The organism is Pseudomonas sp. 37 R 15 (assembly GCF_900004865.1).
Taxonomy (GTDB): Bacteria; Pseudomonadota; Gammaproteobacteria; order Pseudomonadales; family Pseudomonadaceae; genus Aquipseudomonas; species Aquipseudomonas fluorescens_AM.
Genome location: NZ_CVTV01000057.1, coordinates 145,219 through 162,964, shown reverse-complemented (window position 1 = coordinate 162,964; position 17,746 = coordinate 145,219). Strand labels below are relative to the sequence as shown.

Sequence of the window (17,746 nt, the reverse complement as noted above, 5' to 3'; positions counted from 1 at the left end):
AGGTGACGAACAACTCCAGGCCCTCAATGAGTTGGTCCGCGAGCTGGCGCGCCTGGATGATCGCGTCCAGAGCGGCGCTCCGTGGTACCAGCGCTTTGGCTTGAACCACAATCCAGCACTGCTTGAAACCCTGTGGCCACGTTATGTCGAGGCCAACAACCGCCTGATCCGCGACCCGGCCGCCGCCACGCTGCGCCGACAGCTCAACGCGCTGGTCAAGCTGGCCCCGGACAACCCCGAGCGTGCTGAACGTGCCCAAGAGGCCTACGCCCAGCTCAAAGCCTATTTGATGATGGCGCGCCCGGAAAAAGCCGATGCCAGTCTCCTGGTTACAACCCTGAGCAACGTTGAGCCTACACGCACAGGCGTATCACCTGGGCTATGGCAAAGCCTGGCGCCCAACCTGTGGCGGTTCTATGGCGAACACCTGACCGCGAACCCTGGCTGGCGCATCCAGGCCGACCCCAGGTTGGTCGCGCAAGTCCGGCAGGTGCTGCTCGGCCAGTTGGGCCAACGCAATGCCGAGGCCAGCCTGTATCAACAGTTGCTTGATGACGCCGCCAATCACTACCCGGAACTGGGCCTTCACCAACTGGTGGGTGACACCGATGCCCCGGCCCTGTTCTCCACCGCTGCCAGCGTGCCGGGCGTATTCACTCGCCAGGCCTGGGAGGGCCAGGTGCGCCAAGCCATCGACGAGATCGCCGAGGCCCGCCGTGAGGAAATCGACTGGGTACTCAGCGACAAGCCCGCCGACATCGACACCCGCTTGAGCCCGCACCAGCTCCGCGAGCGGCTCACCGAACGGTACTTCCAGGACTACGCCAGTGCCTGGCTGGATCTGCTCAACAGCCTGCGCTGGCAGGAAGCCGGGAGCCTCGCCGAAGTGATTGACCAATTGACGCTGATGAGTGATGTGCGCCAGTCGCCGCTGATTGCGCTGATGAATACGTTGGCCTACCAAGGGCAGGCCGGTACCCGAACCCAACCCCTGGGCGATTCACTGGTGACGTCCGCGCAAAAGCTGATCGGGCGTGACAAGGCCCCGGTGATCGACCAGCTTGGCCACTTGCCCAGCAGCCCCTTGGACGCAACCTTCGGCCCGTTGCTGGCGCTGCTGGGCAAAGGCCCCGAAGGCAAGAGTGGCGCCGATGGCTTGAGCCTCCAGGCATTCCTCACACGGGTAACACGGGTACGCCTCAAGTTGCAGCAAGTCAGCACGGCGGCCGATCCGCTGGAAATGACCCAGGCACTGGCGCAAACCGTGTTTCAAGGCAAGAGCATCGACCTGACCGACACTCAATCCTACGGCAGCCTGATGGCCGCCAGCCTGGGGGCCGAGTGGGGCGGGGCGGCGCAGACGCTGTTCGTGCAACCACTGGAACACGCCTGGCAACGCGTCCTGCAACCGTCTGCCGCTGGGATCAACAGCCAGTGGCAACGCTCGATCGTCAGCCATTGGGACGATGCTTTCGCCAGCCGCTACCCGTTTACAGCCACTGCCAGCGATGCGTCCTTACCGATGCTGGGCCAGATGATCCGCGCAGACTCCGGCCGCATCGAGCAGTTTTTGCAGCGGCAATTGAGCGGCGTGTTGCGCAAGGAGGGTAGCCGTTGGGTCGCCGATCCGCGCCACAGCCAAGGGCTGCGCTTCAACCCGCAATTTCTGAGCGCCATCAACCAGCTCAGTGACCTGGCCGATGTGCTCTACACCGATGGCGGTATGGGGTTGAGCTTTGAGCTGCAAGGCAAACCGGTACGCGATGTGGTGCAAACCACCTTCATCCTCAACGGCGACAAGCACCAGTACTTCAACCAGAAGGAGAGCTGGCAGCGTTTCAGCTGGCCGGGGCGTAGTGACTATCCCGGCGTGAGCCTCAGTTGGACCAGCGTACATACCGGCGAGCGGCTGTTCGGTGATTATTCCGGTACCTGGGGCCTGATCCGCCTGTTGGAAAAAGCCCAGGTCACGCCATTGGACGACGGTGACAGCCGCTACCGCATGGTGCTCAAGGCGCCCGATGGTTTGAGCCTGGTCTGGCACCTGCGCACCGAGTTGGATGCGGGGCCGCTGACGTTGCTCAAGTTGAGGAGCTTCAAGTTGCCCGCTCAGATATTTCTCAGCGAGAACACCGTTGATATGCCCTATGCGCAAAACGGGAGTTTCCCATGAGCCTGCGCACTGTGATCGCCCGCTGCCTCGGCGAGCGCGACGCATTGTCCGTCGCCCGCGAGCAAGCCGCCCACTGGCAACCCTGGCTGCAACCCTGGCTGCAACCCATCAGCACCGACTCCCCTGTCGGCGAAGACCCCGGCTACGACGATGACTTCCTGCGCATGCGTGAAGAGGTCAACAAGCTCTCGGGCGCCGATGCCGAGCAGGTGGCCCAACTGGCGCAGAAGCTGCTGATCCACAGCTGCAAGGACCTGCGCGTTGCCACCTATTACCTGTGGGCACGCTTACACAAGGACGGTGAAGTCGGTCTGGCCGACGGCCTGAGCCTGCTGGCAGCGCTGGTGGAACGCTTTGCCGACGCAGTGCTGCCCATCCGCCCCAACAGCCGCAAGATGGCCCTGGAATGGTTGGCCGGCGCCAAGGTGCTGGACACGCTGTCGCTGTACCCGGAAGTGGTCAAGGCCGAGGCCGAGCGCACTGCCGCAGCACTCGCCTGGCTGGAGCGCGGGCTGGGTGCGTGGCCGCAGGAGCAGCGTCCACATTTGGAACCCCTGTATGCCGCCCTGTCCGCGAGGTTGGCGCAGTCCGGTGGCATGGACGCCTTGGTGCCGCAGAATACTGCCAGCCATGATGCGACTGCACAGGCGCCAGCGCCGCAGATCAAGTCCGGGCGCGACCTGTTGGACAGCGGCCGGGCCTTGGCGGGGTACCTGCGTGACCAACCTTTGGGCTGGCTGGCGGCTCACCGCCTGATGAAGAGCTTGCGTTGGGACACGGTGCACCAGCCCCCACCGCAGGATACGAACAACAACACGCGCCTGACACCACCGCGTGGTGACTATCGGGCGCTGCTCAAACGTTTGTACCTGCAACAGAACTGGGCGGAGTTGATCGAGCAGGTCGAGCGGATCTATGCCGAGGGCGTGAACCATTTCTGGCTGGACTTGCAGTGGTACCTGTATCAGGCGCTGAGCAAACAACCCGCGCCGCAGGATCGCTGGGCCGATATCGCCAAGCGTGACCTGGGCATGTTCCTTGAGCGCCTGCCGGGTCTGGACGTGCTGTGCTGGAGCGACGGCAGCCCGTTTGCCGACGAAACCACCCGCGAGTGGATTGCCCAGCACGTCAGCGGTAACCAGCCCCAGCCATGGTTACCCGTACCCTCGGCGGCACCGGCCACTGGCGATACCGACATCCTGTCCCTGGAAGGCGAGGCCGTGGCCCAGGCTGACAGCGACGGCGTGGATCAGGCACTGGCCTGGCTGGCCGCACGCCCTGGTATCCACACCGGGCGCCAACGCTGGTTGTTGCGCCTGTTGATGGCGCGGGTAGCCGAGCAGTACAGCAAGAGCGACCTGGCCATCCATCTGTTGGCCGACCTGGACGCCACGGCGCAACGCCAGGCCTTGGCCGAGTGGGAGCCGGAGCTGAGTTTCGAGGTCAAGGCGCGCCTGCTCAAGCTGCTGCGGGTCAAAGCCCAGCGCAATGACGCCGACAAACCCACCCTGGCGCGGCGCATGGAAGCTTTGCTGGCGGCGTTGGTAGCCATTGATCCGGTCCGCGCCGCAGTGCTTTGCGGCTAACCCTCTTACATCGGGATTCTTTCTGTGAGCATGGACAATCTGACACTGCGCTATTTCGATGCCGAAATGCGCTACCTGCGCGAGGCCGGCAAGGAGTTCGCGGACGCGTTCCCGGACCGGGCCGCGCAGCTCAACCTGGACAAACCGGGTGCGCAGGATCCCTATGTGGAGCGCCTGTTCGAGGGCTTCGCATTCTTGATGGGTCGTCTGCGGGAAAAGCTCGACGATGACCTGCCGGAGCTGACCGAAGGCCTGGTCAGCCTGCTGTGGCCGCATTACTTGCGCACCATTCCGTCGCTTTCGGTGGTCGAATTGGCGCCTGAACTGGCGCAGATGAAGCGCAGCGAGTTGATCGCTCAGGGCTTTGAGGTGCTGTCGCAACCCATCGGGCCACAACGCACCCGTTGCCGTTACACCACCACCCAGGACGTGACCCTGCGACCGCTGGCGTTGGAGTCGGTGGGGCGCGGTCATGAAATGGATGGTCGCTCGGTGTTGCGCCTGCGCTTTGCCTGTGGGGCGTTGACGGACTGGAGCCTGATCGATCTCAGCCGTTTGCCGCTGTACCTGAATGCCGATGCGCCGCTGGCCAGTGCGTTGCATCAGGCGCTGACCCTGAATGCGCAAGCGCTGTATGTGCGCTGGCCCGGCCAGACCGAACGCCAGCCACTGACCGCGCATTTTGCACCCAAGGGATTTGCCGATGAAGACCGGCTGTGGCCCAAGGGTGACAGCGCCTTCAGCGGTTACCAGCTGTTGTTGGAATATTTCAGCTTTCGTGAAAAATTCATGTTCGTGACCTTGTGTGGCTTGGAGCAGTTGAAGATTGCACCCGGTACCGCCTGGTTCGAGCTTGAAGTGGTGTTGCGTGAACCTTGGCCGGCCAACTTCGACTTGAACAGCGAACACATCCGCTTGCACGCGGTACCGGTGATTAATTTGTTTGCGCTGGAGGCCGACCCGTTGACCCTGGCGCCCTTGCAAACCGACTATCTCCTGCGTCCGATGCGCCTGCAGGACGGCCATACCGAGATCTATTCGGTGGACCGGGTCACCGCGTCGAGGAACGCCGAACGGCAAGACTATGTACCGTTCACCAGCTTTCGCCACAAGGGCGGCATGCTGCGCTTTGATGCCCCGGAACGCTACTTTCATACACGCCTGAAGCGCGCAGCGAATGGCCTGCATGACACTTGGCTGATTCTGGGCGGCGAGGGCTTTGACAAGGACCGCCTGTGCGAGCGTGAAAGCCTGTCGTTGCGCTTGACCGGCACCCACGGCCAGTTGCCGCGCAAGGCGCTGCAAAGCACTTTGCTCGATACGGTGGTGCAGTCCACCCAGTCCGGTTTGCGCGTGCGCAACCTGTGTGCGCCGACCTTGCCGTGCTACCCACCGAACCGCGACCGCTTTCACTGGCGGGTGCTCAGTCACTTGGGCTCGAACTTCCTGCCGATGCTCGACAACGCCGAGGTGCTGCGCGGCACCCTGGCGCTGTACGACTGGACCGGCAGCGAGCTCAATCGCCGTCGTCTGGCGGCGATTGTCGAGGTCAAACATCATTTGGTGCAGCGTTTCGAGAAAGGCTTTCTGCTGCGCGGGGTGGATATCGAAATCACCCTGGATGCCAATGGCTTTTCAGGGGAGGGCGACATCAGCCTGTTCGGCGAGATGCTCAATCGCTTCTTCTCCTTGTATGCCGACATTCATCTGTACACCCAGCTCACGCTGATCCTGCAACCTACTGGAAAGTGCCTGCGATGGAACGAGAACCACAGTCAGCGTATTCCCGGCTGAAAGCCGACGGTCTGCTCGACGCCCTGCAGGACCAAGTGGCTGAGGCTAACCTGTACCGCTTTTGCCAGTTGCTGGAACAGGCTTTGCCCGATCACCCGCCCCTGGGCAGCACCGCGCACCCGGCCGATGACGCCGTGCGCTTTCGGCCCGATCCGGGCATGGGCTTTCCGGCCAGCGAGTTGAAGGCGATTGAAACCGATGACGCTCACCCGGAGCGCCCGGCAACCATACGCACGCGTCTGCTCGGGTTGTACGGGGTCGACTCGCCGATGCCGACGGTGTTTCTGGATGACATCGCGCAGCGCCGGGAAGGGCATGAAGCGTTGGAAGCCTTCCTGGATATTTTCAACCACCGGATCTTCACTCAGTTCTACCGGATCTGGCGCAAGTATTCCTACCCGGCGACGTTCGAAGCAGGCGGCACTGATGCCACCTCGCAATGCCTGTTGGGCCTGATCGGCCTGGGCATTCCGGGCACCGCCCAGCAGATCGCCACGCCGGTCTCGCGCTTTCTGGCCCTGCTCAGTGTGATGCGCCTGCCCACGCGCAATGCTGAGGGCATCACCGCGCTGGTCAAGTTGCTGGCGCCCAACACCCAGGCGCAGGTGACCCCGCATTGGCCACTGAGAATTGCGCTGGAACAGCCGGCCAGCCTTTCCCGCCAACGGCCAGTCAGTTTGTCCCAGGGGACACCGTTGGGCAGCGTCGGCTTGGATGCCAACAGCCAACTGCGGCTGACGCTCTACACCGAAGACACGCAGGAAGCCAGCGGCTGGTTGCCCGGTGGTGAGTTGTACAGCGACCTGCTGGTGCTGCTACGCGTGTACCTCGGGTGGCGCTGCACGGCGAAACTGCAGTTGTCATTGCCAGTGCACAGCCTGCCCGCACCGGTGTTGGGGCAAGCACCTATTCGGCTCGGCATGACCGGGGTGCTGGGTTTGGGAAGCGATGCCTGGCAGGTGGCGGAACACGACACGCTCACGATCAACCTGGGCCGCTACCAAGGCCTTTCGATTAATCCCCACAACAGAGAAACACAGCATGTTGCGTACCATTTTTAGTCTGGTGATGTTCGCGGCGCTCGGCGGGTGTGGTCTGGCCCAGACCGTCGCGGATGGCACGGCATCCACCGCCAAGGCGATCTTCTACAAGCAGGTGAAAACCCTGCATCTGGATTTCAGTGCACGCACGGCGCTCAACACCGCCGCCACGGACATGAGCGCCTTGTCGGTGCCGACCCTGGTGCGGGTGTACCAACTGCGCGACAGCAAAGCGGTAGAGCAGGCAACCTACGACGGGCTGTTGGGCGATGACAATCAACTGCTGGCGAGCGCCTTGTTGGACAAACGCTCGGTGGTGGTAAAACCCGAGGAGGGCGCCCAGTTGAACGTACCGATGGACAAGGACGCGCAGTTCGTCACGGTGGTGGCGTTGTTTCGCAGCCCCGATACCCAATTGAACACCTGGCGCCTGACGTTGACCCGCGATGACCTGGACCCGGACCGGGCGCGGGTTATCGAGCTGGGGGATAACCGCTTGACCCTGCGGCCCTTGGTAAAGGACTGAGCCATGACCGAGTACAACCCCTCGCTGTACGAAAGGCTGCTGCAAAATTTCGACGGTGAGTTGGACTTGCATCGCATCAGCGAGGAGGACCAGCACGCCCTGTCGGTGCTGGACAACCTGCAGCGCATCCTCAATAGCCGCGCCGGTGCGCTCAGCCATCTGCCCGATTACGGGCTGCCGGACATGGGCTTGATCCTGCAGGGGTTGCCCGCCACCGCCCATGGTTTGATCGGCACCATGACCGCCACCTTGCTCAAGTACGAACCGCGTCTGGCGGCGGTCGCCATCGCCCTGCAGCCCCAGACGCTGCCGGGGCACTTGGAGTACGCCCTGGACGCGCAACTCAAGGATGGGCAGCACGTGAGCTTCGGCACCACCCTGGCGCCCGAGGGCAAAGTGCTGGTCCGCCACTTGAAGCGACAGCAGTACCTGACCAAGCCTTGAACCTATAACGGAAGGGAAGCCTGATGACGGCGTTGTTTGAGATGCGTATTCGAGTCGGCGGTGATCCGCGCGGCTTCAGTGAATTTACAGTAGTGCGCGATGAGCTGGCCAAGCTCAGTCATCCTGCCTGCCCGGATGTGGACTGGGCCAAGGTGGAGCAAAGCTGCCTGGCGCTGTTCCAACACAATGGCGCCGACCTTCAGACCGCGTGTTTTTACACCTTGGCACGCGGTCAGCGTCATGGGCTGGAGGGCATCACCCAAGGCGTGGTGTTGCTCGAAGCCCTGAGCCGCGAGTGGGCACGCCTGTGGCCGTCGATGGCGTCAGTGCGCCTGGACCTGTTGGGGTGGCTGTTCGATCAACTGCAACTGCTGATGCGCAGCGTGGCGATGACCGCCCACAGTGCGCCCGCGCTGGTTCAACTGGACACCGAACTGGCACGTTTGCATGCGCGTTTACTTCCTCAGGGCGCTAATCCTCTGCTGACATTGCAGGCTCTGCGCCACCAGGTGGGCAGCCTGATCCAGCGCCTTGAACAAAGCTATGCATCGGGCGAAAGGGTGCTGGCTCCCGTTAGGGCGATAACGCCGACATGGGTGACACCTGTGGTGATCCTGCCGCCCCCTGACGTGGAGCCACGCAGGCGGCGCCTGGCTTTATGGCTATTTGCCGGGACGCTGATTATCGCCTTGCTCGCGGGACTCGGTTGGCGGACATGGCTGACACATCAAGCCCCTCCACCCCTCATGCCCGAACCCGTGCGATTGGACAGCCTGTCGCTGTTCGATGCCGGCAGCGCAACCCTGAAGCCTGGCTCGACCAAAGTACTGATCAATGCCCTGGTCGGTATCAAAGCCCAACCGGGCTGGCTGATCGTGATCGCCGGGCACACCGATGCGACTGGAGTTATGGAGCAAAACCTGGCCCTGTCCCACGCCCGCGCCTCAGCCGTGCGCGACTGGATGCAGCAGATGGGCGACATCGCCGACAGTTGTTTCGCGGTGCAGGGCTTGGCGGACAATCAGCCGATCGCCAGCAATGCGACCGAGGCTGGGCGTACCGCTAACCGGCGTGTGGATATCCAGCTGGTGCCACAGGTTGGAGCCTGTGAGCAGACCGCATTGGCGGGGGAGAGTGGTCAATCATAAAGGGCGGCGCAAGTGTTCATCTTTATAGCCTGACTGTAGCAGCGGCCCCGTTATGCTGACTTGCTCCTTGCACCGGTGAGCACAGTGACAAGGGCGTGCCTGCAAGCACTGCGCAACGCTGTCCATCGAACACATTTATGTTCTTGGAATTCAAATGTATTCGATGGGATAGATGGCTTGTGAGCGTCCAAGGACATGTGACGCCCTGCGCGACGTGCTTGAGCATCACGCGGTATCCGCTACCCCGCGCTATGGCGTTGCTCATATCTATCTATTCCTCCAACGATCATTCATTGCCTAGGCTGGCGGCTTCAACAGCTACCTTTGAAGAGTGACTTCATGTCTGAAAGCAATCCACTGCTACAGCCCTACGACTTGCCCCCGTTCTCAGCCATCCGGGCTGAACACTTGGTGCCTGCCATTGAGCAGATCATCACTGAAAGCCGCAGCACCATCTCCACGATCATTGCCAGCCAGGCGCCATTCCCCACCTGGGACGATCTGGTGCAGGCGGTGGAGGCGTTGGAGGCTCGCCTGGATGGCGTTCTCAAAGTTATTGAACTGCTTGACTCTATTCCCCAAGAGGCGACTTGGAAGCAGGCATCACACCGCAGTTATGAGCTGGCAATGCAGTACAAAGCCGAGTTGGCCGGGAACAACGATCTGTATCAGCTTCACCGGCAACTTGCCGACAGCCCGATCGCGGCCCTCTTCAATGAACAACGCCACAGTACGTTGCGTAAAATCTTGCGCAAGTACCACGTGGCGGGTCTTGATCTTTCTCCTGAGAAACAGCTGCTTCTGAAAGCGTTGAACCGGCAAATCGATGAGTTCAGTCAGGAATTCCTGCGCCGTGTGAGTGACTCCGGCGACGCATGGCGCAAGCACATTCAAGACAAGACGCTGCTGAGCGGGCTGCCTGACGCCACCCTGGCACGCATGGAGGTCGCGGCTCGGGACGCAGGTCTGGATGGCTGGTTATTAACCCTTTCCGAGCAATCCTTTCGGGATGTGATGAGCTACGCCGAGCATCGAGCCTTGCGCCAGGACATGATGGTGGCTTATTACAGCCGTGCCGTGGACACCGGCCCTGACGCCATTGCCAACGACAATGAACCGATTCTGACAGTGTTGCTCGACAGTCGTCACCAGAAAGCACAATTGCTGGGCTATGCCAACTTCGCCGAACTGGCGCTGGTGGAACAAATGGCGGAGACGACCGATGAGGTCATTGCATTTTTGCACCACCAGGTTGATCAGGCACGCCCGACATTTGCCCATGAGGCGCAACAACTGCAACGTTATGCCGCGCAGCGGGGAGTCGATGCTCTGGAACCCTGGGACCTCAGCTATTTTGCGGAAAAAATTCGCCAGGACGTGGCTGGCGTCTCCCAGGATCAAGTGCGCAATTACTTCCCGTTGGACACGGTGCTGCAACGCTTGTGCACGTTCACCAAAACACTGTTCGGCGTTGAGCTGATTGAACAGACCACTGTAGAAACCTGGCACCCGGATGTGCGGGTATTTGAGCTCAGGGAGTACTCGGCGCCGATTGGACATTTGTTTATTGACTGTTATCGGCGCGTGGTGGGCGGCGAGGTTGGCGCCGCCATGGGTTTGCGCAATCACCGAATGACTGCCGAGGGGCGCCCACAACGGCCCATAGCCGTGCTACGCAGCCAGTTGCCACGACCGACTGGGACCGAGCCCTGCTTGCTCGATCATCTGCAATTGAGGGTCTTATTGCATGAGTTCGGCCACTGCCTGCAGCACCTGTTGACCGCCGCCCCCTACCGGGCGATTTCGGGTATGGCCCAATTAAGCCATGATGCGACGGAATTCTTCGGCCAAGTGCTGGAGCAGTTCTGCTTTACTCCGTCGTTCCTGATCTATCTATCCGGCCATTTGCACACGGGAGAACCCTTGCCTGACAAAATGGCGACTCAAATGAGCCGATTCGTTCACACCCAGACCAGTCAGGAAACCGCCAGTATTTTGCTCACGGGCCTGGTCGATTTCGATTTGCACCGTACCTATGGCGACGGGCGCACACCTCATGAAGTATTCACCCAGGCCAACGTTGAAATCGGGCATTTGCAGTGGCCTGATGGCGCCCGTCCGATCAACAGCTTCGAACAGCCGATGGGCAGCTATGGGGCCAAACTGTATTCCTACAAGTGGTCCGGTGTTCTGGCCCGCCAGGCGTTTGAGCGGTTTGAGCGTGATGGCCTATTCAACTCAGAGACCGGTAAAGCTTTCCGTGACCTGTTCATCACCGAGGGCGATACCCGTACGTTGTTGAGCTCGCTTGCGCTTTTTCGGGGTGAAGGCGAGCGATGTGTCGAGCATTCCACCGGAGCCTGAATCGCTCCTGCATATATAGCGCCACGGCTGACACTTGAAACGCCAGAGTGATCTTTTCAGATCACTCACCGCTGCTCACCTCGGCAGCCAATGCGGCATGGAGAGCATTCAATGGCCACTGACCACCCACCTTATTTTTTCAGCGAAACCCAGACCGATCGCACGCAACTGAGCGAGCGCCAACGCACACGCAATTTTACCCTCAAGGACCTTGACTGGTTCGATTGCGTTTATCTGGCCACCGATGCTTTGCGCCGGGCACAACAAGCGCCGATGCACGTCCAGACCCTGCAACTGAACCTGCACGCTCACCCGGCTATTGAATTGGCGGGTGCATTCGTCATGAGCCCCGCCCCAGAAGGCGGGGTTGTTCTCTATACACCCGCCCGGGGTCTGGAAAAGCTGGGAAGCCACGAAGCCCTCAAGACGCAACTAGGTGCATGGCTCAAAGACGCGTCGCAGCGCCAAGCGTTGCTTGACTACCTTTCCATCTCCCAGCAGGTGACCCTGACGCCCACTGCGGCCCTGACGATTACCACACATACCGTGGCCGGCGCTGTCTTCGAGGCACAACATACGACTTTCTCCAACAACCTGCGCGAAAATGCTCGTTTGATGCGTGAGGAGCTGCTCCTGCTGCCCAGTTTCACTTCTCTGCTGGATGAGTACATTTGCGCTGAATTGGCGCAGTCTTTTGCGGGTGTCGACCAGCGTCAAATCCACGTGCAGAGTGAGGTCATCGACGCATCCAGCGAATCAGCTAACTTTGATACGCCAACGGCCCGACACACCACCACCCGCACCCTGAGCGAAACCGTCCTCAGGTATTTCGTCGCCAATGGCTGGCCTGCCGGTGAAACCCGGCGCTACTACAATCCCCAACGCGTTCCTGCCACCCAGCAGCCCACTCAGGCGGCTGATGATCAGTTGCGTTGGGACGTATCAGTGCAAGGATTGGCCCGGGGCTTGAAAGCGCATATGAAGCAACAGCCCAAGACATTCTGGACGCTGCCGGCTGCCACCGGGTCGTCGCGGCTACAACTGTTTACCAGTGCCATGGCCAATGCCTTCTTCACGGTGGCGCTGGAGCAACAACAGCAAACTACCATAACGGTTGACCAGCGCCTGCAACTGCAGGCCTTGCCGCTCAAGGCTGCACTGCCCGCGACAACGCTTGCTCCCGCGTTTGATGCTGAAAAGGCGCTGCTGAGCGAGCCTGGACAGTCCGCCGCCGAGCTGGCGGGCACACTCATCATCAGCAGTAACAAGAGCGACGATGGCTCGCCCTGGCTGCTCTATACCCCTCACCAAGGCCTGCAATCGTTTACCGACCTGGGTGCACTCAAAACCCAACTTCTTGATGATCTCAACCCCCGCCAGCATGCCGATGCCTGGAGAAATCATCTGTCCAGGCCGGAGCGCTATAACGAAGTCGACCTGCTGGCCTGCGACGTCACCACAGCCCCGATCACCGGGGTTATTTTCCAACGCATCATGGAGGGCATCATCGAAAAACAAGGTCGCAACCTGGAATACGCCCTTGATCAGTATCGCCTGAGCCGGGGCACGATGGACCTCAACGCCCTGGTCGATCATGTGCTGGATGTGCGTGGCATGATTGCCCCCCACTTACGCACCTTCGAACCCATGGGCCGCTGGAGTACCCAGCTGGCCGACACCTGGACTGCAACGGCGACCGAACCCAGCGTTCCGCCAACGCTTGCTGCGTTGCGCACCACTGCGCATCTACTTGAAAACGTCAGCGCCGACCTCGAACAACACGTAGCGTTGCGGCCCTCGCTGGAGCGTTCTGCCACCACTTATCTCAACACCAAGCTGCACGCTATCAAACAGGCGCACCTGCAGGCCGCGTGCCTCTCGGTACGCCACTACAGCAACCCTTCAAGTGATACTGACAAACCTCAACTGCTGTCATCCAGCAGCATGGTCGACTATTTCCTGGCGCGCTTATGTGGCGAAATGGGTCCACTCATCGATCCGCTGAACACCCACGTCTACTCAACCGTTCCTGACAAACCCGCCACCAGGATCTCAGGCATGGACATCACTGCGTTCAATTCGCTGATCGACAGCGCGGTCGGCGGTTTCAAGCAGTATCTGCGCAGAACCCACAGTGTCTACCCCAACATGGAGCTCTTGCTGAGAAGAGCAATGGAGATGGGCTTGACAGGGGAAATGCAATGCAGGCTTTGGAACAAGGCTTTATTACCCCTCGACTACGCCGTGCTCTTGAGCACTCTGGGGATTTACGCCAGGGACTTGCGCCTGAGTGTCAACGGGTTCCGCCCTGATGCGTTTTTTTTGCGGGTCGCACCTGCCGGGCAGGACACCTCGCTGCTACTCAATAACTGTTTTGTGCTGACCGAGCGTGGCGGGCTTGACCCTCAATACTGCGGTCGCTCGCTGCTATGGACGCCTGCGTTGGGCCTGGAAAGTTTCTACTCATTGAATCACTTCAAAGCAGAAATGGACCGACGCCTGGCACTCCCGGATGAACGACAGGTGTTCCTGGCGAACCTGGCGCAACCGGACTGGGATTCACAGCCGAGTTATGCACTCAGTTCCCTGGAGCTGATCGAAGACAACCTCGTCGAGCACTTGCAACGTACCTGTGCTCAACAAAAAGACCGTGAACTGGCGCAAATCCTGTCCATGAACCTGTCGGTCGACCAGTTGCGTAAGCTCTGGCAGGTTCAAGCCACACAAAACCTGGCGCCCACTAACGTGCAGCGTGCCAGGGACATGGTCCAGTCGATGATCGTGCAACAGGGTTTGCAAGTGTTAGGCAATGCCAGTGCTGTGGATCAACAGCTCCATGCCGAATTGTTGGAGCAGTATCGAAATAATGTCACCGACAATCAGGATTACCTGCACGGGATCGACTCACTGGCTCAGTTCACGCGCAAGAAGCTCAGCACCTTACTGAAGGACCTTGACGATCAGAACAGCGTCACACCGGATGAAATCGAAGTCGGGCTGCCGGCGCAGGGCAGTACGCCTGCGCGCAACCAGTCGCTGCTGGGCTATGCCTTGAGTCATCAATCGTATTGGAACGATGAGGTGCCTCTGTTCGCCAGCACCGGTACAACGCCGTTGCCACCCACCCTGGCTGCGCAGACGCTGAAAACGCGGATACGGGCGCTGAACATCAACACGGCTTACCAAACGTACATCCAATCCGTACTGGGCCCGGCCAGCCCGGACGTTGAGCGACGCTCTACGCGATTTGCCAAGCAGCTGCCGTGGCAGCTGATGCAATACGCTCACGGCATGACGTTACAAGGCCAGCTTTCACCGGCGGCCTTCGGGTTCATTCAACAGATCATGGACATGCCCGATGCGATCGCCCGTGCGACAGTGGTGAACGCCAACGCCATGATCCGCCCGCTGGAACTGTTGGTCGATGCCGGGAAGAAAACCATCAGGATTCCCGGCGCTTATTTGATCGGTTGCACCTCGGGTGACGAGGGGCCTCAAGTCCTTTATGCCCCTTATAGTCCAGGCTACACCCTCAAGGAATATACCGGTGAGGCCGCCCTGCGTGCTGAGTTGACAGCCTCCGGCGCCTTACAGCGTTGGGTTCGGCTGGTGGTCCCGGCCGTTGACCACACAGCACTGACAAGCGCACTGGAGCATCCCCAAGCCAGTAACACCCTTCAGCTGGCATGCAACCCCATAAACGCGCCTTTGTTCAAACAGTTGTTCAACGACAATGTCGAGCTGCTGACAACGCTGCTGGGCTGCCAGAAAACGGCTGATGCAGACGCTGCCTGGGACACCGCCAAGGCCGTATTCTCCGAGGAGGTGCAGCAGGCCATTGTGTTTTTTGCCGGTAAACTGGCTTACCCCGTGGTGGTCTGGCAGAGCTATAAACTGTTCAAGGCTTCTGCCGAAGAACTGCAGGGACACCAATGGCATGAAGCGCTGGGTCATTTCATCGGCGGGGTCGCCTTGCTGGTCGGTTTGCGCGATTCCATGCCGCTTGTTTCAGAGGGCGGCCCATCCTCGGCACCCGAGCCCATGCCGCCGCCTGCCACACCCGTGACCTCTGTGGTGTCCTGGCCCGCGCTGGACATTACCGCTGCGCCACGCACCCGGCTCCAGCGTTTCGAAGTCCTTGAGCCGAGCCTGGCCAGCCTGATCAAAGACACCTCACTCAATCTCTACCGATCAGCCTCCAACCACTACTACGCGGCGGTGGCAGGGAAAGTCTTCCAAGTCATCAAGCATGGCCTGGGGTGGCGCATCACCGGCAGTGGGGAAGTCGGTCCGGTGGTGCACAGCAACGCACAACAATGGATGCTCAGTAGCACTGACCCATTGCTGACGGGGCGACGAGCCATTGCGCGACTGACCAATCGCTTCTACTCCGAGCCATTTGCGCGCCCCAGTATGAATATAGTGGCCAGCGGCATGCGCGAGATTCGAGCGCTTTACACGCAGGAGTCGTTGATGATCACCGAGGCACTCGCCTTGGCAACATTCTATGCAACGAACGCCCAGGAAAATTTGCGCCTGCTCGCACACACCCCCCTTGCTGCACCGGAACTGGCCAAACAGATCAAAACGTTTTTTGGTTTGCAGACGCTTGAGGTCGAACACCTTGAAAAAATTCAGGAGATTGTCGACAAGGTGTGCAGCGCGCTGATGGAACCTTCCCTGGCCTCGCCGGACTCAACGCGTTTTGTCATCGGGTACTCCCGCATGCCGGCCCAGACGGGCGCCTACAAGGTGTTGGCCTTTACGGTTGTCCCCGACCCGCTTCAATTGCTGTACTTGACCGAAGCATTTTTCAATCCGGGTCTGAAATACAGTCACCTGCTGATAAAGCCGTTCTACGTCAACGTCCATGCCCGTGCGACCACCCTCATTCACGAAATCACTCATCATGTATGTGCGACGTTGGACTTGGCTTACGTGCAGTCCACCCATCCCTTTCATGACCTGATTGATCCCCAGACCGCTACGGGCAGTCACACTAAAGCGGCCCTGGAAAACCGCCAGCTTTCAAGGCTGTCGCTCAACACCCCGACTCAGGAGTTGTTCCAGGTTGTCGATATTGCCACCGGCCTCAAAACAGACCCTGCCACGGGCACGTCAACACAGCCTGTACTCGACAGGCTGCTCACTGTCACAGGCACCCAAACCCTCGGCGATGCGCGGCGCGTTTTCCGTACTGATCCGCTTAAACGCATCCTGACGGTACTTAACAACGCCGACTCCGTCGCCTATCTGGTTGCACAGCTGGGACGTCGAAAGAAAATATAGTTTTCACCCGCCGTGACCTGCCACCGGCATCCTGGGACCAAGGCCTTGCGTTCAGCGACTACAGGTTGCGCCGGCCGGTGATCGGTGCGTCGTAGGAGCACCCTGGTTGGCCAAGTCGAGCTTGCATAGCCAGGTGCTTATGGCTTCAACGAGTTCTATCTTGCACTCCACCGGCAACCAATGCCCGCCGGGCAGGCTTGTCACGCTGAGATCTGTGCAGGCCGCTCGCATTGGATCGCCCAGTTGATTACCGTTGATGGTGTTCATCTGATCGTAATCACCGTTCACAAAAAGGACTGGCAATGACAAAAGGCCGCCGTTGCACGCCCGGTGGGCATACGCAATGTTGGCATCGTCGTTTAAATACCACGCGCAGGGCGCGCGGAAACCATGCGCCTGGAAATTGCGCACCCATTCAGCGAAGTCTGCCTGCGGCCAGAGCGCAAGGTCTGGCTGGGTGAGGGGAGCCCGGTGCGCTTGGCCAAACCGCCCGCCTTTGCGGGTCACTTCGGCATTGGCTGCAATCTTGCCGATACTCGCCGGGTCGCCTCGTCGATAAATCGACGCCAGCGATGCGGCTTTATCCGCATCCAGATCAGCGACAGCGCACGTAAAGTGCGTGGTGTAGTAGCGGTAATAATCCCATTGACCGTCCGGATACTTGTCCGCCGGATAGATCGAGCGGTCAACGAGCGGCACGAGCGTCGGCAAGGCGTTAGTGGTGGGGAAGTACGGCACCGAAACCAATACAACACCGCGGCTGCGCTGAGGTTCATGCGCGACCAGTTCACCCGCCACCACGCTGCCCCAATCGTGGCCCACCCAAATGGCGGGCATGCCACCGAAATGGTCATGAAGCTCTGCCATGTCGGCCACGATGTTTTCGATGGTGTACGCATCAGTGGGCGCGGGTGCAGAAGAACTACCATAACCGCGCATGTCAGGTGCAACGCAGTGCCAACCTTGTGCAGCGAATGCGTGTATCTGTGCGCGCCAGATCAGGCTGAGCTGCGGCCAACCGTGCAGGAACACCATCAATGGCCCATCGTCCGGCCCCATCTCTACATAGTGCGTCGTATGGCGGGGGGTAGTGAGAACACGCGAGGTCAGTTTGGAAGTGGACACGGTATCTCCTCATGCTGCGTCGGCTGATGAACGCGAAGCGGCCACACTGTAGTGAGCGGCAGGCTTCATGTTTCGTTCCATTCTGCGCCCACGCCAGATTCCCTCTTTGTTCAGTGCACAGGGGCTCGGACACCCAGGCAGGTCATCCAATGGTCATAAAACAGACGGAAGGCATATCAGGATTCTAAAGTTGCGAGGCGCTGGGCAGATAACCCCTATGTCGCCTATATCCGCAACACTGTTCAAGGATCGAACTC

10 protein-coding genes are annotated in these 17,746 nt (G+C 60.2%); 9 read left to right on the top strand and 1 reads right to left on the bottom strand.

Going from position 1 to position 17,746, the window contains the following annotated elements:
• From BFQ04_RS23410 to BFQ04_RS23370, 9 genes are all read left to right on the top strand, one after another.
• Nucleotides 1-2,173: ImcF-related family protein (locus BFQ04_RS23410; RefSeq protein ID WP_065952865.1), on the top strand; the 2,173-nt coding region annotated here is incomplete at its 5' end.
• Nucleotides 2,170-3,759, top strand: a complete 1,590-nt coding sequence (tssA, locus tag BFQ04_RS23405; protein ID WP_065952864.1) for a type VI secretion system protein TssA — start codon at nt 2,170-2,172, stop codon at nt 3,757-3,759. The genes BFQ04_RS23410 and tssA, both read left to right, overlap by 4 nt.
• A gap of 24 nt (nt 3,760-3,783) precedes the next feature.
• The gene (gene tssF / locus BFQ04_RS23400; RefSeq protein WP_065952863.1) at nt 3,784-5,553 is read left to right on the top strand and encodes a type VI secretion system baseplate subunit TssF; all 1,770 of its coding nucleotides are present in this window, start codon (nt 3,784-3,786) and stop codon (nt 5,551-5,553) included.
• A complete protein-coding gene (gene tssG, locus BFQ04_RS23395; protein ID WP_065952862.1) occupies nt 5,517-6,614 on the top strand; it encodes a type VI secretion system baseplate subunit TssG in 1,098 nt (365 codons plus the stop codon). The genes tssF and tssG overlap by 37 nt, the downstream gene beginning before the upstream one ends.
• Nucleotides 6,595-7,119: a type VI secretion system lipoprotein TssJ gene (gene tssJ, locus BFQ04_RS23390; RefSeq protein ID WP_065952861.1), complete on the top strand. Its 525-nt coding sequence runs from the start codon at nt 6,595-6,597 to the stop codon at nt 7,117-7,119. Before tssG ends, tssJ begins: the two co-directional genes overlap by 20 nt.
• Before the next feature lie 3 nt (nt 7,120-7,122).
• A complete protein-coding gene (gene tssE / locus BFQ04_RS23385) occupies nt 7,123-7,563 on the top strand; it encodes a type VI secretion system baseplate subunit TssE (RefSeq protein ID WP_065952860.1) in 441 nt (146 codons plus the stop codon).
• Between the two features lie 23 nt (nt 7,564-7,586).
• The gene (locus tag BFQ04_RS23380; RefSeq protein WP_065952859.1) at nt 7,587-8,711 is read left to right on the top strand and encodes an OmpA family protein; all 1,125 of its coding nucleotides are present in this window, start codon (nt 7,587-7,589) and stop codon (nt 8,709-8,711) included.
• 324 nt (nt 8,712-9,035) lie between these two features.
• Nucleotides 9,036-11,075 carry a M3 family metallopeptidase gene (locus BFQ04_RS23375; protein ID WP_139111965.1) on the top strand — a complete coding sequence of 680 codons (2,040 nt, stop codon included), beginning with the start codon at nt 9,036-9,038 and terminating at the stop codon, nt 11,073-11,075.
• A gap of 90 nt (nt 11,076-11,165) precedes the next feature.
• Nucleotides 11,166-16,364, top strand: a complete 5,199-nt coding sequence (locus tag BFQ04_RS23370; RefSeq protein WP_371914538.1) for a dermonecrotic toxin domain-containing protein — start codon at nt 11,166-11,168, stop codon at nt 16,362-16,364.
• Nucleotides 16,365-16,415: 51 nt separating this feature from the next.
• On the opposite strand, the gene BFQ04_RS23365 is transcribed toward BFQ04_RS23370, so the two are convergent.
• On the bottom strand, nt 16,416-17,489 hold the full coding sequence (locus BFQ04_RS23365; RefSeq protein WP_065952856.1) for an alpha/beta hydrolase: 1,074 nt from the start codon (nt 17,487-17,489) through the stop codon (nt 16,416-16,418).
• Between the last annotated feature and the right edge of the window lie 257 nt (nt 17,490-17,746).

Excerpts from the sequence above, each read along its gene's own strand:
- BFQ04_RS23380 (WP_065952859.1), top strand. The coding sequence starts at position 7,587 with ATGACGGCGTTGTTTGAGATGCGTATTCGAGTCGGCGGTGATCCGCGC.
- tssA (WP_065952864.1), top strand. The coding sequence starts at position 2,170 with ATGAGCCTGCGCACTGTGATCGCCCGCTGCCTCGGCGAGCGCGACGCA.
- tssG (WP_065952862.1), top strand. The coding sequence starts at position 5,517 with ATGGAACGAGAACCACAGTCAGCGTATTCCCGGCTGAAAGCCGACGGT.
- tssE (WP_065952860.1), top strand. The coding sequence starts at position 7,123 with ATGACCGAGTACAACCCCTCGCTGTACGAAAGGCTGCTGCAAAATTTC.
- tssJ (WP_065952861.1), top strand. The coding sequence starts at position 6,595 with ATGTTGCGTACCATTTTTAGTCTGGTGATGTTCGCGGCGCTCGGCGGG.
- BFQ04_RS23370 (WP_371914538.1), top strand. The coding sequence starts at position 11,166 with ATGCGGCATGGAGAGCATTCAATGGCCACTGACCACCCACCTTATTTT.